The sequence below is a fragment of the Sphingomonas crusticola genome (assembly GCF_003391115.1).
In the GTDB taxonomy this organism is placed as follows: domain Bacteria; phylum Pseudomonadota; class Alphaproteobacteria; order Sphingomonadales; family Sphingomonadaceae; genus Sphingomonas_I; species Sphingomonas_I crusticola.
The window spans coordinates 379377-394467 of sequence record NZ_QTJP01000001.1 but is presented as its reverse complement, the minus strand read 5'-3'; the positions used below and the strand labels follow the sequence as shown (position 1 = coordinate 394467).

Annotated in this window: 14 protein-coding genes; 9 read left to right on the top strand and 5 right to left on the bottom strand. The window is 66.0% G+C overall.

Annotation, left to right across the window (positions count from 1 at the left end; all coding sequences use genetic code 11):
* The first annotated feature begins 36 nt into the window (after positions 1 to 36).
* The 3 genes from mutS (at position 37) to DX905_RS01850 (ending at position 5791) form a co-directional block, all read left to right on the top strand.
* A complete protein-coding gene (gene mutS / locus DX905_RS01860; RefSeq protein WP_116092250.1) occupies positions 37 to 2613 on the top strand; it encodes a DNA mismatch repair protein MutS in 2577 nt (858 codons plus the stop codon).
* A 33-nt stretch (positions 2614 to 2646) separates the two neighbouring features.
* Complete coding sequence (locus DX905_RS01855) at positions 2647 to 2931, top strand: hypothetical protein (RefSeq protein ID WP_116089814.1); 285 nt, start codon at positions 2647 to 2649, stop codon at positions 2929 to 2931.
* Positions 2932 to 3007: 76 nt separating this feature from the next.
* On the top strand, positions 3008 to 5791 hold the full coding sequence (locus DX905_RS01850; RefSeq protein WP_116089813.1) for a [protein-PII] uridylyltransferase: 2784 nt from the start codon (positions 3008 to 3010) through the stop codon (positions 5789 to 5791).
* 20 nt (positions 5792 to 5811) lie between these two features.
* On the opposite strand, the gene DX905_RS01845 is transcribed toward DX905_RS01850, so the two are convergent.
* From DX905_RS01845 to DX905_RS01835, 3 genes are read right to left on the bottom strand one after another with little or no spacing between them, the layout of a single operon-like run.
* Positions 5812 to 6144: a 2Fe-2S iron-sulfur cluster-binding protein gene (locus tag DX905_RS01845; RefSeq protein ID WP_116089812.1), complete on the bottom strand. Its 333-nt coding sequence runs from the start codon at positions 6142 to 6144 to the stop codon at positions 5812 to 5814.
* Positions 6141 to 7253, bottom strand: a complete 1113-nt coding sequence (locus DX905_RS01840; protein ID WP_116089811.1) for a cysteine desulfurase family protein — start codon at positions 7251 to 7253, stop codon at positions 6141 to 6143. The genes DX905_RS01845 and DX905_RS01840 overlap by 4 nt, the downstream gene beginning before the upstream one ends.
* Positions 7250 to 8293 carry a cysteine desulfurase family protein gene (locus tag DX905_RS01835; RefSeq protein WP_116089810.1) on the bottom strand — a complete coding sequence of 348 codons (1044 nt, stop codon included), beginning with the start codon at positions 8291 to 8293 and terminating at the stop codon, positions 7250 to 7252. Before DX905_RS01835 ends, DX905_RS01840 begins: the two co-directional genes overlap by 4 nt.
* Positions 8294 to 8393: 100 nt before the next feature.
* On the opposite strand from DX905_RS01835, the gene DX905_RS01830 reads away from it, so the two are divergent.
* On the top strand, positions 8394 to 9035 hold the full coding sequence (locus DX905_RS01830) for an alpha/beta hydrolase (RefSeq protein WP_116089809.1): 642 nt from the start codon (positions 8394 to 8396) through the stop codon (positions 9033 to 9035).
* Between the two features lie 85 nt (positions 9036 to 9120).
* The gene (pyk, locus tag DX905_RS01825) at positions 9121 to 10578 is read left to right on the top strand and encodes a pyruvate kinase (protein WP_116092249.1); all 1458 of its coding nucleotides are present in this window, start codon (positions 9121 to 9123) and stop codon (positions 10576 to 10578) included.
* Between the two features lie 219 nt (positions 10579 to 10797).
* On the opposite strand, the gene ykgO is transcribed toward pyk, so the two are convergent.
* Positions 10798 to 10923 (bottom strand): type B 50S ribosomal protein L36, encoded by a 126-nt coding sequence (gene ykgO, locus DX905_RS01820; RefSeq protein WP_003046794.1) that lies wholly within the window; start codon positions 10921 to 10923, stop codon positions 10798 to 10800.
* Positions 10924 to 11073: 150 nt separating this feature from the next.
* On the opposite strand from ykgO, the gene DX905_RS01815 reads away from it, so the two are divergent.
* From DX905_RS01815 to DX905_RS01800, 4 genes are all read left to right on the top strand, one after another.
* Positions 11074 to 11655, top strand: coding sequence for a DUF4136 domain-containing protein (locus DX905_RS01815; protein ID WP_116089808.1), 582 nt, complete (start codon positions 11074 to 11076; stop codon positions 11653 to 11655).
* A complete protein-coding gene (locus DX905_RS01810; protein WP_116089807.1) occupies positions 11652 to 12794 on the top strand; it encodes a M14 family metallopeptidase in 1143 nt (380 codons plus the stop codon). The genes DX905_RS01815 and DX905_RS01810 overlap by 4 nt, the downstream gene beginning before the upstream one ends.
* Before the next feature lie 115 nt (positions 12795 to 12909).
* Complete coding sequence (locus DX905_RS01805; RefSeq protein ID WP_116089806.1) at positions 12910 to 13881, top strand: hypothetical protein; 972 nt, start codon at positions 12910 to 12912, stop codon at positions 13879 to 13881.
* Positions 13881 to 14699, top strand: a complete 819-nt coding sequence (locus DX905_RS01800; RefSeq protein ID WP_116089805.1) for a heavy metal-binding domain-containing protein — start codon at positions 13881 to 13883, stop codon at positions 14697 to 14699. Before DX905_RS01805 ends, DX905_RS01800 begins: the two co-directional genes overlap by 1 nt.
* Positions 14700 to 14711: 12 nt before the next feature.
* On the opposite strand, the gene DX905_RS01795 is transcribed toward DX905_RS01800, so the two are convergent.
* Entirely contained in the window at positions 14712 to 15083 is a 372-nt protein-coding gene (locus tag DX905_RS01795) for a hypothetical protein (protein WP_116089804.1), read from the bottom strand.
* Between the last annotated feature and the right edge of the window lie 8 nt (positions 15084 to 15091).

The window sequence follows — 15091 nt, the reverse complement described above, 5'->3', positions numbered from 1 at the left end:
GCTAAGCCTGCGCCGGTGAGCGGCGAACCAACCCCGATGATGGCGCAATATCTCGCGCTCAAGGCCGAGGCGCCCGATTGCCTGCTCTTCTACCGGATGGGCGACTTTTTCGAATTGTTTTTCGAGGATGCCCGGCTCGCCGCCGCCACGCTCGACATTGCGTTGACCGCGCGTGGCGAACATGACGGGGCACCGATCCCGATGTGCGGCGTGCCTGTCCACAGCCACGAAGCCTATCTCGCCCGGCTGATCAAAGGCGGCCACCGCGTCGCTATCGCCGAGCAGACGGAGAGCCCCGAGCAGGCGCGCAAGCGCGGCGGCAAGGCGCTGGTCAGCCGTGCGATCGTGCGCATCGTCACCCCTGGCACGCTGACCGAGGAGGTGCTGCTCGATGCGCGCGCCGCCAATTGGCTGGTCGCGGTCGCGCAGGCCGGCGGCGCACTGGGGCTCGCCGCCGCGGATATTTCGACCGGCCGCTTCGAGATCGCCAGCCTCGGCGCGACCACGCTCGACGCCGAGCTCGCCCGGCTCGGCCCGGCCGAAGTGGTCGTGCCGGAAAATTTCGATCTGGCGACGGATCACGCGCTCACCATCGCCGGTGGATTCGACAGCAATGCTGCCGAGCGTCGGCTCAAATCTCTGTTCAATGTCGCGACGCTCGATGGTTGGGGCGCGTTCAGCCGTGCCGAATTGTGCGCCGCCGGCGGCCTGCTCGCTTATCTTGAGCGGGCGGGGCAGGGCGCCTTGCCCTTCCTCCAACCGCCCGTGCGCCGTGCCGCCGCCGATCACATGATGATCGACGCCGCGACGCGCGAGAGCCTGGAAATCGTCTGCGCGACCAATGGCAGCCGCAAGGGCAGCCTGCTCGACGCGATCGACCGGACGGTCACCGGCGGCGGCGCGCGCCTGCTCGGCGGCGATCTGGCCGCGCCGCTGACGGATCGCGCCACGATCGACGAACGGCTCGATCTGGTCGGCTTCCTCCATGACGATGGCGATCTGCGCGCGCGGTTGCGGGCGACGCTGCGGGCGCTGCCGGACATCGGCCGGGCGCTCGGCCGGCTCGCCGCCGGGCGCGGCAGCCCGCGCGATCTCGGTCAGCTGCGCGACGGCCTCGATCAGGGCTACCGGCTGCACGAGATGCTGAGCGTCGCACCCCGCCCGGCGCTGCTGACCCGGCTGCTGCCCGCCTTCCTCGGGCATGGCGAACTGGTGGACCGTCTCCAGCGCGCACTGGTGCCGGCGCCGCCGATCGATACTGCCCAGGGCGGCTATATCGCCGAGGGCTATGATGCCGCGCTCGACGCCCTGCGCGCACGCGGCGGAGAGGGGCGGCGCGCGATCGCCGCATTGGAAGCGCGCTATCGCGCGTCGACCGGCATTTCCCAGCTCAAGATCCGCCACAACAATGTGCTGGGTTTCCATGTCGAGGTGCCGGCCAAGGTCGCCGATCCGCTGATGCGCGCGGACTCGGGTTTCACCCACCGGCAGACCCTGGCCGGAGTCGTCCGCTTCAATGCACCCGAATTGCACGACCATGCCAGCGAAGTAGGGCAGGCGGGCAGCCACGCGCTGGCGGCGGAGGCCGCTCATCTCGAGGAGCTGACCGCGCTCACGCTGGGCCATGCGCGGGAAATCGCCGTCACCGCCGATGCGCTGGCGCGCCTCGATGTCGCCGCAGGTCTGGCCGAACGTGCCGCCGAAGGGGGGTGGTGCCGGCCGGCATTGGTCGACCATCCCTGCCTGGAGGTGACCGAAGGGCGGCACCCCGTCGTCGAGAATGCCGTGGCTTTGTCGGGCGGACGGTTCGTCGCCAACGATTGCCGGCTCGGCCAGCATGACCGGCTATGGCTCGTCACCGGCCCCAATATGGGCGGCAAGTCGACCTTCCTGCGCCAGAATGCAGCGATCCTCATCCTCGCGCAGGCGGGCAGCTTCGTCCCCGCCGCCACGGCGACGCTGGGCCTGTGCGACCGCCTGTTCAGCCGCGTCGGCGCGTCCGACAATCTCGCGCGCGGCCGCTCGACCTTCATGGTCGAGATGGTCGAGACGGCGGCCATCCTTGCCCAGGCAACCGAGCGCAGCTTCGTCATTCTGGATGAGGTCGGGCGCGGCACCTCCACCTATGACGGCCTCGCCATCGCCTGGGCGGTGGTGGAAGCGGTGCACGACATCAACAAGTGCCGCTGCCTGTTCGCCACCCATTATCACGAACTGACGCGGCTGGCCGAACGGCTCGACGCGCTGAGCCTGCACCATGTTCGCGCCCGCGAATGGAAGGGCGAGCTCGTGCTGTTGCATGAAGTCGCCTCCGGTCCCGCCGATCGAAGCTACGGCCTTGCGGTTGCGCGCCTCGCCGGCCTGTCGCCGGCGGTGGTCGCGCGCGCCAAGGACGTCTTGAAGCGCTTGGAGGCAGGGAGGGCGGCCACCGGCGGGCTGGCCGCGGGGCTGGACGACTTGCCATTGTTTGCCGCGGCTGCGGCGGTCGAAGAGGCGCGGTCCGATCCGTTGCGCGAAGCGGTGGCAGGGATCGACGCCGACGCGCTGACCCCGCGCGAGGCGCTCGATCTGCTATATCGTCTCAAGGCGCTGCTCGCCGACGGCGGTTCATGACGCGGCAATCCGCCCTTGGCCAAGGCCCCGCTCATGCAGCGCCCTAGCCATATTCTGAACGCAGCGTCCAACCTGCTGGGGATCGCGCTGGTCATCATTGCCGGCCTCAATGTCAGCCACGTCGCCGACAAGAACTTCGCCGACGAGATTGCGTGGCTGGCGGCGATCTGCCTCGCGACCAGTTGCCTCCTGTCTTACTTGGCGCTGCGCCACGAACGGCGCGCCGCCGTCACCGAAAAATGGGCCGACCGCATCTTCCTGCTCGGGCTCGGCGCGCTGATCGGCTCGATTCTGGTGCTGGCGATCACCAACCGTTGAGCGCCTTGCCGCGACCGCGCCCCGCCGATTTTCCGATCCGGGTGACGCGGGCGGCAACAATCCTTATCTGCAGGCCATGGCCACACGTTTCGAAGCCCTGCCGCAGCGCCGCGCGATCATCGATCGGCGCGCACTTGCGGACGCGCTGGCGGCCCTGGGAGGCGAGGGGCCGGCCGTTTTGCGCGCCGCTGCCACCCCCCTGTTGCGGGATGCGCTCGAAAAAGGCCGCACCGAAATCGCGCGCCGCCTGGCCGAACATCCTAGCCGTGGCGCGGAAATTGCGGCTTCCTATGCCTTTCTCACCGATCAGCTCTTGCGGCTGTGCTTCGATTTCACGGTGCAGCGGCTCTATCCCAACAATCACCCGACCAAGGGCGAGCGCCTGACGCTGGTGGCGGTCGGCGGCTACGGGCGCGGCGAGATGGCGCTCCATTCCGATATCGACATCGCCTTCCTGACGCCGTGGAAGCAGACCGGCTGGGCGGAACAGATCATTGAATCGATGCTCTACATGTTGTGGGATCTCGGCCTGAAGGTCGGGCATTCGAGCCGATCGCTCGACGACATGGTGCGCATGGCAAAGAGCGACCTCACCATCTGCACCGCCCTGCTGGAGGGGCGCTATGTGTGGGGCGACCAGCAACTTTACGATGAGGGCGCCGCGCGCTTCGACCGCGAGGTGCAGGCCGGCACCGCCCGCACCTTCGTCACGAACAAGCTTCTGGAACGCACCGCACGGCATGAGCGGATGGGGGACAGCCGCTATGTGGTCGAGCCCAACCTCAAGGAGGGCAAGGGGGGGTTGCGCGACCTGCACACGCTCTTCTGGATCGGCAAATATGTCTACAAGGTGCGCAACGTCGCCGAACTGGTCGACAAGGGGCTGTTCACTGCCGACGAACTGCGCCGCTTCCGCCGTGCCGAGAATTTCCTGTGGGCCGTGCGATGTCATCTCCACATCCTCGCGCGGCGCGCCGAGGACCGGCTGACATTCGACGTCCAGGCGGAGATTGCTGCCCGGATGCATTATGCCGATCGGCCCGGGCGCAGCGCGGTCGAACGCTTCATGCGCCATTATTTCCTGACCGCGAAGGAGGTCGGCGATCTGACCGCGGTGTTCCTGGCGCATCTCGACGAGGAGTTCGCCGGCCGCGGGCGCCGCTTCGGGCTGCCGCATTTGCAGCGGCGGCCGCGCAAGCTGGACGGTTTCCTGCTCGATCGCGGGCGGCTACGGGCGCCGAATGACGGCTTCTTCGCCGCCGACCCTAAGCAGTTGATCAACCTGTTCGCGCTCGCCGATCGCCATGGGTTGGAGATCCACCCCCTCACCATGCGCCAGGCCGGGCGCGACGCTCGCCTGATCGATGGCAATTTACGGCAGGACGCGAAGGCCAACGCGCTGTTCCTCGACGTCCTGACCTCGCCCCGCAGCCCCGAGCGCGTGTTGCGCTGGATGAACGAGGCGGGGGTGTTCGGGCGGTTCATGCCGGACTTCGGCCGCGTCGTCGCGCAGATGCAGTTCGACATGTATCATCATTATACGGTCGACGAACATTCGCTGCGCGCGATCGGCCTGCTCTCGCGCATCGAAAAGGGAGAATTGAGCGGAGACCATCCGCTCATGTCGAAAATCTTCAAACAGATCGTGTCGCGCCGCGCATTATACGTGTCGGTGCTGCTGCATGACATCGCCAAAGGGCGGGGCGGGGACCATTCGATCCTCGGTGCTCAGGTCGCCGAGAAGCTCTGCCCCCGCCTCGGTATGAGCGCTGCCGAGACCGAGACGGTCGCCTGGCTGGTGCGCTACCATTTGTTGATGTCGGCGACCGCGTTCAAGCGGGATTTGTCCGATTTCAAGACGATCCTGGATTTCACCGCGATCGTACAAAGCCCCGAGCGGCTGCGGCTGCTGCTGGCACTGACGATCGTCGACATCCGCGCGGTCGGCCCGGGCGTGTGGAACGGCTGGAAGCGCCAGCTGCTCACCGACCTCTATGACGCGGCCGAAGAGGTGCTCCGGCTGGGTCACAAGCAGCGCGGCCGCGGCGAACGCGTCGCCGCCAAGCGAGCGGAGCTGGAAAGCCATCTCGGCTGGCCGCGCGACCGTTTCGAGGCCTTCGCCAGGCGTTTTCCCGAGAGCTATTGGGTCGCCGAGGGCATCGATATACTCGAGCGCAATGCCGGCCAGATCGCGGCAGCCGACGCCGCGGGCAATCCGCTGTCGATCGTCGCGCAGGCCGACCCGCAGCGCGGGGCAACCCTGGTGAGCATCTATGCCGGCGATCATCCCGGCTTGTTCTATCGCATCGCCGGCGCGATCCATCTCGCCGGCGGCAACATTATCGATGCCCGCATCCACACCACCCGTGATGGCATGGCGATCGACAATTTCCTGGTGCAGGATCCGTTCGGCCAGGCGTTTGACGATCCGCATCGGCTCGACCGGCTCGCCCGCGGGATCGAGGATGCACTGGCGGCGCGCAACCAGATGGCGACCAAGCTTGCGGCCAAGCCCGCGCCGCGCACGCGCGCCCATGCCTTCGAGACCGTGCCCAACGTGCTGGTCGATAACAATGCGTCCAACCGCTACACGGTGGTGGAGGTCAATGCCGGCGACCGGCCGGCGCTGCTATACGCACTCGCCCGCGCGCTTTTCCAGGCCAAGGTGACGATCCACTCGGCGCATATCGCCACTTATGGTGAACGGGCGATCGACGTTTTCTACGTGACCGACCTGATCGGCGACAAGATCGAGACGCCGGGGCGGCTGCGCACGATGGAGCGGCTGCTGCTGGAGGCGGCGGGCGGCGAGCCCGAGACCGCCGAGCGGAGCAGCGAAAGACAACCCGCGGCCGCCTGAAGCTTTGCGTGCCGGTCCGCTTAGCGGCCCTGCATATCGCGCGCTTCGGACGGGATGCGCACGGTCAGGCTACCCCATTCCTCCTCCAGCCAGATCTGGCAGGCGAGGCGGCTGGTGCGCGTCACATGAGCGGCGAGATCGAGCAGATCGTCCTCGTCGGCGCTGGCAACGGGCAGTTTGCCGAAATCCTCTTCGGAGACGATGACATGGCAGGTGGAGCACGCCATCTGGCCTTCGCACGTCCCTTCGAGCGGTTGGCCATCGGCTTGCGCGATATCGAGCAACCGCTCGCCCGCGGCTGCCTCCACTTCACGCACACTGTCCCCGTCGGCCGCAACGAACCTGATCTTCATGCCCACTCCAGCTGGCGTGCCGCCGCCGCCTTGATCGCGCCGGCGGCGGCAATAATCTCTTCCATCGTCGTATAGCGCCCGAAACCCAGGCGGATCGAGGAGCGTGCTTCTGCATCGCTCAACCCGATCGCGCGCAGCACATGGCTCGGCCTTCCCGACCCGCTCGCGCACGCCGAACCCGCCGAAAACGCGACGTCGCGCACCTCCGAAATCAACCGGCCGGCGTCGACCCCGGCACGGCGCAGGTTGAGGTTGCCGCGATACCGTGCCTGGCGATCGCCGTTGATCGTCCACTCCTCGAACGAGGCCTCGAGTAGGGAGGCCAAAACGTTGAGATGTCGATTATCTTCTTGGCGACGCTGGTCGCCAATTTGTGCGGCAATACCAAATCCGGCGCACAGCATCGGGCTCAGCGTCCCCGATCGCAGGCCGTGCTGCTGGCCGCCGCCATGGAGCAACGCAGGCCAGCGAAGGTCCTGCCGCAGCCAAAGCGCGCCGATGCCCTTGGGCCCGTGAAGTTTGTGCGCGGAGATTGCGACGAGATCGCAGGCAGCAAGCGGCAAATCGACCCGCGCAAAGCCCTGCACGGCATCGCAAAAGAACAGGGCACCCGCTGCGTGCGCCAGATCCGCCAGCGCCTGGATCGGCTGGATCACCCCGATTTCGTTATTGACGAGCATTGCGGCGACGAGGGCCGTGCGGTCATCAATCGCCGCGGCGGCGGCATCGAGATCGACGAGACCATTGGCATCGACGGGCAGCACGACCAGCTCGACCTGCGACCGTTCAAGCCAGCGCGCGGTATCGAGCACACAGGCATGCTCCGTCGCGATCGTCACGATCTTGCGCCGGATTCCTTCGGCCACGGCGCCCTGCAGCGCCCAATTGGCCGCCTCGGTCGCGCCCGAGGTGAAGATCAATTTTCCCGCAGCCGACATGTCCCCCAGCGCCGATCCGACCTGAGCGGCCGCCAGCTCGACTGCCGCAGCGGCCTCGCGGCCGAGGCGGTGGGGTGAGTGCGGGTTACCAAAGCTGTCGAGCCATGGGAGCATCGCCGCGCGCGCCTCAGGCGCGAGTGGGGTAGTGGCCTGATAATCGAGATAGATCATGCGGCCCGCCGCCGTTCGGCGATCGTGGCGAACACCTCCAGGAAACGCTCCACCTCTGCCTCAGTGGTTTCCGGAGCGAGGCTGACGCGGATAACCTCGCGCGCGGCCACTTCGTCCCATCCCATCGCCAGCAAGACCGGGCTGGCCTTTAACGTGCCGGAGGAACAGGCGCTGCCGGCGGAGACGGCGATTCCGGCCAGGTCGAGCGTGATCAATTGTGCCGCCGCGGCAACGCCGGGCAGGCGGTAGGAGGCGATCTCGGGCAGGCGGGCACTTGCCGCCGCTACCACGATGCCGCCCGAGCTGCTGACGCCATCGTCCAACCGCGCACGCAGCGACGCGAGCCGATCGCGCTGCCCACGGCCCTCGATCGCCGCGGCGAAGCCCATCGCGGCCGGCAAATTCTCGGTGCCGCCGCGATACCCTTTCTCTTGCCCGCCATCGGGAACAAGCACGGATAAATCCTTGATAAGCAAGGCGCCGATGCCGGGAGGCCCGCCGAGCTTGTGCGACGATATGATGATCATGTCGGCATCCGGCAGGGGCAATTTGCCGGCGGATTGGGCAGCGTCCGCAAGCCAAAGGCCACGGCGGTCGCCTATTGCCGATGCGATCGCCTCGACAGGCTGGATCACGCCCGTCTCGCTGTTGACAGTCTGGACGGCGACGAGGGCGGCCTCGGGCAGGTGATCGAGGTCGACCAGCCCGGCCGCGTCTACCCCGATTACAGCCGGCTGGTGGGCGGCCCGGCGGATCGCATCATGTTCGACCGCCGACACCGCCTGATTGCGCAACGTGGCGTGAGACAGTGCGAGGAGCGCGGCTTCGCTGGCACCGCTGGTGAAGATGAGCTCGTGCGCCCACCCCAGGGCCCGCTTGATTCGGCCCCGCGCGTCTTCCAGCGCAGCCCGCGCCGCGCGGCCTTCCGCATGCGGCGAAGATGGGTTTGCCCAGCGCGCCATCGCCTCCGCCATCGCCGCGCGCGCCGCCGGCACCACCGGCGTGGAGGCGGCATGGTCGAGATAGATGCGGGCACTCAAGACGACATATTCTCCACGATTGCGCCACCTCGGCCGCTTTCTATATAGGCCCGGTATACGCGCGTACCCAAGCGCCCCCCATTTCAGTCAAGCGAGAGCGATGCCAGACGTCATTTTCCCCGGCCCCGAAGGCCGCCTCGAAGGTCGTTTCAACCCAGGGCCGCGTCCGCGCGCGCCAGTCGCGATGATCCTGCATCCGCATCCCCAGGCCGGCGGCACGATGAACAACCGCATCGTCCAGGCGATGTATCAAACCTTCGTCCGCCGCGGTTTCGCGACCTTGCGCTTCAACTTCCGCGGCGTCGGCAAGAGCCAGGGCGTGTTCGACAATGGGATAGGCGAGCTGTCCGATGCCGCCTCGGCGCTCGATTGGGTGCAGTCGATCCACCCGGAGGCGCAGACGACCTGGATCGCGGGCGTCAGCTTCGGCGCATGGATCGGCATGCAACTGCTGATGCGTCGCCCCGAGATCAAAGGGTTCATCTCGGTCGCCCCGCCGGCCAATCTTTACGACTTCACCTTCCTCGCGCCATGCCCGTCGTCGGGCATCATCATTCAGGGCGAGAATGACGAGGTCGCCACCCCCGGTGCGACCCAGAAGCTGGTCGACAAGCTGCGGACGCAGCGCCACATCACGATCCATCACGACACCATCCCCGGCGCGAACCACTTCTTCGAGCATGAGATGACCGAACTGATGAAGTCGGTGGACGATTATCTGGACATGCGTCTGAAGGCGTAAAGCGTCCATCTGGCGAGATCATGGCTCGACTTTGCGGAACGGCCGTGACTAGGAACCGGTGAGCCCGAAGAAGCGAGAGGTATTCGTGTCGACCCAGTTTGCGCCGCGCAGCCGGAAGGTTCGCGTCCTCGCGACGCTCGGACCCGCGTCCAGCTCACCGGAAATGATCCGCAAGCTGTTCGTGGCGGGGGCGGACGCGTTCCGCATCAACATGAGTCACGGCGCGCATGCCGATAAGGTTCCGCTGGTCGACGCCATCCGCGCGATGGAAAGGGAGCTTGGACGCCCGTCCACCATCCTGTTCGATCTGCAAGGGCCCAAGCTTCGCGTCGGCAAGTTTGCCGACGGCAAGGTAGTATTGGAAACCGGTCAGCTGTTCGTGCTCGATCGCGATTCTACCCCGGGCGATGCGGATCGGGTCGAACTGCCGCACAAGGAGATATTCGCCGCACTCGAAGTGGGTGCGCGGCTGCTGCTGGACGACGGCAAGCTCGTGCTGCGCGTATCTGCGATACAACCCGACCGGATCGAGACGATCGTTGAAGTCGGCGGCCCCTTGTCGAACTCGAAGGGCCTTAACGTGCCCGACGTCGTGGTGCCGATGGCGGCGCTGACGGTAAAGGATCGTGCCGACCTGACCTTTGCGGTCGAGCAGGGGGCGGACTGGATCGCGCTGTCGTTCGTTCAGCGGCCCGAGGATGTGGCCGAAGCGCGCCGCCTGATCGGCGGCAAGGCATTGTTGCTCGCAAAGATCGAGAAGCCGGCCGCGGTCGAGCGGCTGGAGGAGATTCTCGAACTGGCCGATGCGGTGATGGTCGCGCGCGGCGATCTGGGTGTGGAACTTCCCCCGCAGCAGGTGCCGCTCGTCCAGAAGCGGATCGTCGAGACTGCCCGTCGTATGGGTCGCCCGGTCGTGGTCGCGACGCAGATGCTGGAATCGATGATCGTCTCGCCGAGCCCGACCCGGGCGGAAGTGTCCGACGTCGCCACCGCAATCTATGATGGCGCCGATGCGGTCATGCTGTCGGCGGAGAGCGCGGCCGGTGCCTGGCCGGAACTGTCGGTTTCGATGATGGATCGCATCGCGATCGCGGTCGAAAATGATCCCGGCTACAAGGCGCGGCTCCATTTCACGGAGACTTTGCCGGATCCGACCACGGCCGATGCCTTGTCGGAAGCGGCCAAGGAAATCGCCGAGACTATCTCTGCCGCGGCGATCATCTGCTTCACCAATTCGGGTGCCTCGGCGCGCCGGATCGCGCGCGACCGGCCATCCGTGCCGATGCTGGTGCTGACGCCGAATCGCGACACGGCGCGCCGCCTGGGGCTGTTGTGGGGCGCCCATTCGGTCGTGACCAAGGACGTCTCGAATTTCGAGGAGATGGTGGCCAAGTCGAAGCGGATGGCGCTGCGCAACGGTCTCGCCAAGGCGGGCGACAAGATCATCATCATGGCCGGCGTCCCGTTCGGCACGCCGGGATCGACTAATATGCTCCACATCCAGCGCCTGACCGGCAAGGAGCTTGACGGGCACGACGACTGAGCCGCCATTGGGATTGACAAAACGGAACAAAATGGGTACACAATCGTGTCGCCCGCGGTCCGCCTGTTTGGCGATCTTCTAGTTCGTTTCTGGTGTTTTTTTTCTTTAACCCGCCCCAGGCCGCACAACTTGGGGGATGAGGGGCGATCCGCCGGCGCCGCGCAAAGAAAAACGGCCGCGCTTGCGCGCGGCCGTCTCGAACCCCGCTCGGGGAAGGGTTTAGCCCTGGCGCGCCTTGAAGCGGCGGTTGGTCTTGTTGATGACGTAGGTACGGCCGCGGCGACGAATCACGCGGTTATCGCGATGGCGGTCCTTGAGCGACTTCAACGAATTGCGGATCTTCACGGGGCTAACCCTGCCTATCTAGTTTGAGCTGCGGAAAGTTGGCGGTTCCCTATGGGGCAGGAGGGTCTAAGTCAACTGCGGAGTCGTTTTACGACCATGCAGCGAAATCGTTGCTGTGGCGTTGCGATCGTAGATTTCAGGAGAGTTACCATGCGCAAGCTGATGATCGCCGCCATGCTGGGCACATTCACCCTGGCGGGCTGCGCGACCGGCCCGGCGACGCAGGTCACGCGGTTTCACCTCAACCAGCCGATCGCCCGTGGCCAGCTCAGCGTCGAGCCATTGCTGCCGGCGGATCGCAACAGCCCCGAATTTCAGACCTATGCCAATATCGTCGGCGCGCAGCTGGCGCGGCTCGGCTTCAACGAAGCGCCGGGCCTGGCCCAATCCGAGCAGGTGGCGGTCGTGCAGGTCGATCGCGCCTTCTTCGACGGGCCGCCGCGTTCCTCCTTCTCGATCGGCATCGGCGGGGCAACGTTCGGGCGGCATAGCGGCGTCGGCGGCGGCGTGAGCGTGCCGATCGCCGGCAAGCCCAGCCAGAACGTGTCGACGCGGTTGATCGTCCAGATCAAACGCCGGTCCGACAGCACGACGGTGTGGGAGGGCAGGGCGGAGACCAGCGCGCGCTTCGGCACGCCGGAATCGCAGCCCGCCGATACCGTGCAGCGTCTCGCCGCAGCGATGTTCCAGGACTTCCCCGGGGTTTCCGGCCGTACTATCACCGTGAAATGACAGCCCACATCTCCGCCGCATTCGACAGCGGCAATATTCGTGTCGTCCGCCAGGATGGCGACACGTTCGACCTGGAAATCGTCCAGGACCATCAGTCGGACTTCTACCAATGGTTTCACTTCCGCCTGCTGGGCGCGAAGGGGCGGACCGTGGAGCTGCGGATCGTCAATGCCGGCACCTCGGCCTATCCGCTCGGCTGGCCGGGCTACCGGGCGCGCTGGTCGGAGGATCGCGAGGACTGGCGGCTGGCGGAAACGGACTATGCCGGCAATGTGCTCACCATCCGCCATCGCTGCGAGAGCGATAGCGTGTGGTTCGCCTATTTCGCGCCTTATTCGATGGAGCGGCATCATGATCTGGTGGCGACGATCGCCGGAATGCCGGGTGTAACCTATGGATCGCTCGGCCAGACGCTCGACGGCCAGGAAATGGATTATCTGCGCATCGGCGAAGGCAGGATCCAGGTGTGGCTCTATGCGCGCCAGCACCCCGGTGAAAGCATGGCCGAATGGTGGATGGAAGGCGCGCTCGGGCGCTTGACCGATCCGGCTGATCCGGTTGCGCGCGTGCTGCGGCGCGAGGCAACCTTCCACATCGTGCCCAACATGAATCCGGATGGGTCACGGCGCGGGCACCTGCGCACCAATGCGGTGGGCGTGAATCTCAACCGCGAATGGCATGAGCCGACGCTCGAGCGCAGTCCCGAAGTGCTGTGCGTGCGCAACAAGATGGACGAAACCGGGGTTGATTTCGCGATGGACGTCCATGGCGACGAGGCGATCCCCTATGTCTTCCTTGCCGGCTTCGAGGGCATCCCCAATTGGTCGGATCGTCAGGGCGAGCTTTATGCGCGCTTCCGCGAGACGCTCGCGCGGCGCTCCCCCGATTTCCAGGTCGAGCATGGCTATGCCACAGCCGGCCCGGGCTCAGCCAATCTCACCATGTCGACCAACCAGCTCGCCAACCGCTTTGGCGCGGTCGCGATGACGCTGGAAATGCCGTTCAAGGACAATGATGCGCTGCCGGATGCGGACTTTGGCTGGTCCGCTGAGCGTTCGATGCAGATGGGCGAGGATTGCCTGGGTGCGCTGCATGAGATGATCGGCGCGCTCTCGACAAAGACCGCTCGTCCTGAGTAGCCACTGAACTCGTCGAAGTGGCGGATCGAAGGACGCTGCTTCGCGACGAGGCTTCGGCTTCGCTCAGCCTCTCCTCAGCATGAGCGGGGACGGATAGGATTGAGGGGCGGCGCATATGGCGTGGTGGAATCCCGGCGCACCGCAGCAGAGCGTGCAGGCGAAGCAACGCGACCGCGATTGGGAAACGGCGTTCGAGCAGGGCACGTTGCCGCAGCCGGTGCTCGAACGGCTGGCGGATGCCCGCGCCGGGCGGACGCCATGGGTCGCGACGATGACGCCCGCCGAATTGCTGACCGCGCGCAGCCATGGCTGCCGCCCGATCGCGACCGTGTCCGGCACCTGCTGGTATAATTTCGGCTATAGCTGGACGGAGGGTCATGCCGCGGGCTGGGCAAGCGCGCTCGACCGGATCCGGCGGGAGGCCTATGCCGCAGGGGCCAATGCAGTGGTGGACGTGCAGATGCGCACGATCCGCCATCGCTTTGGTCAGAGTATGGATTTCACCTTGCTGGGCACGGCCATCCGCGTCGATGGGCTGCCGCCGAGCTCGGACCCCGTCATAGCGACTGTCCCGGCGCTTGAATTCGTACGGCTCCTCGAAATGGGGATTGTGCCGACCGGGATTGCCGTCGGCGCACGCTACGAATGGCTAGGCAATTGGCGAGGCGGAGAACGCTGGGGCGGCTTCGCCAGTGGCAGTTGGACTGGCAGTGGCGTCACCACGCAAATGCAGACGAACTTTTTCGCTGGCAACCAGCCGCTGACCGAGCTCGGCCGCTTCTGGGAGAGCATCAGGCGCGACGCCCATGCCGATCTGCGCGCCCATGCCGCAGCGATGGGCAATGGCGTTCTGGCCCACACCAATTTCGGCCAGATCATCCGCCAGGAGCGCGACAAGCAGCCGCCCGCCTATCTCGGTCGCCATATCGTCGTCGGCACCGTGGTCGACACACCGTTCGGAGCGCCGGTGCCGCACGGCATCGAGCCGGTTGTCGATATGCGCGACAGCGACGTGCTGAGCCGGGCTGCAGGCCACCGCCATACGATTTATTCCGACAATCTGAGTGAAGGGGAGGGGCCGATCTGATGGCCGAAGAACAAAGCATCCCGCAGCATGCGTTGGCTCGGCTTCAGGGCTTGCGCAGCCAAGGGCATCCCGACGGGGTGTTCACGTCAGACTTTTCGGTCAACGAGTTCCTGCTGGTGCGCAAGGCGGGGTTCGAGCCGGTCGGCCTATGCGTCGGCTCATGTATCTATCATCTCGGCTTTCAGTTCGCCGGATGGGGCTCGAACGTCGAGCTCGAGCAGCTCAGCCTCGCCATGTATGAGGCGCGCGCGTTGGCGATGGAACGGATGCGGCTGGAGGCCGCCAACATGGGCGCCGACGGGATCGTCGGCGTGCGGCTGACGGTCAAGCGGCTCGAATGGGACAGCAAAATCCTGGAATTCGTCGCGATCGGAACCGGCATCGTCCACGCCAAGGGGCATCAAGGCTTCAAGGGTCCGAACGGCCAGCCGTTCACCTCGGCGCTATCCGGGCAGGATTTCTGGACCTTGCTCTCGGCCGGCTATCGCCCGCTAGAGATGGTGATGGGCAGCTGCGTCTATCACGTCGCGCGGCGCGGGCCGTTGGCAACGCTCGGCTCGGTCGGGCAGAATGTCGAACTCGGCAATTTCAGCCTCGCGCTCTACGAAGCACGCGAGATCGCTATGGAGCGGATGCAGCTGGAAGCGAGCAAGGCGGGCGCCGAGGGCGTCGTCGGTGCCGACCTTCACGAAGGCAGCCATAATTGGTCGAGCCATGTCATCGAGTTTTTCGCGATCGGCACGGCCGTGCTGCCGATCGAGGGCCATGAAGCGGACGATATTCCCGACCCAAAGCTGGTCCTGTCCGTTAACAGCTGACGAAGATCTCGGTCAGATCGAATCCGCCGATGGACGCAGCACGCAGATCGCGCTGCCCTCGGCATTGGGCAAGATAATCGGCTCCCCCTGGGGCAGCGTCGCGATATCGCGCAGCTCGCGCGGCGAGAGGCCGTCGAGTGATAGATAGCCTTGCGAGCGGACGAACTTGATGCCGTGTTTCGCCAACACTGCCGCAGCAGCCTCGAGCGAGTGGGCCGGGCCCAGATCGCGCAAAGTCGCCGGATCGAAGCGCTGCTCGGTCGAGAGTGCATCGCAATCGGCCTGGGCGACACCGAGCGATGGCGCCTTGGCCGGTGCCGGTCGCGCGGTGAGCGGGGCGGCAAGGGAGGCAAACAGGAAAGCGGTCGCGACGATCTTAACCATGCCTGCTA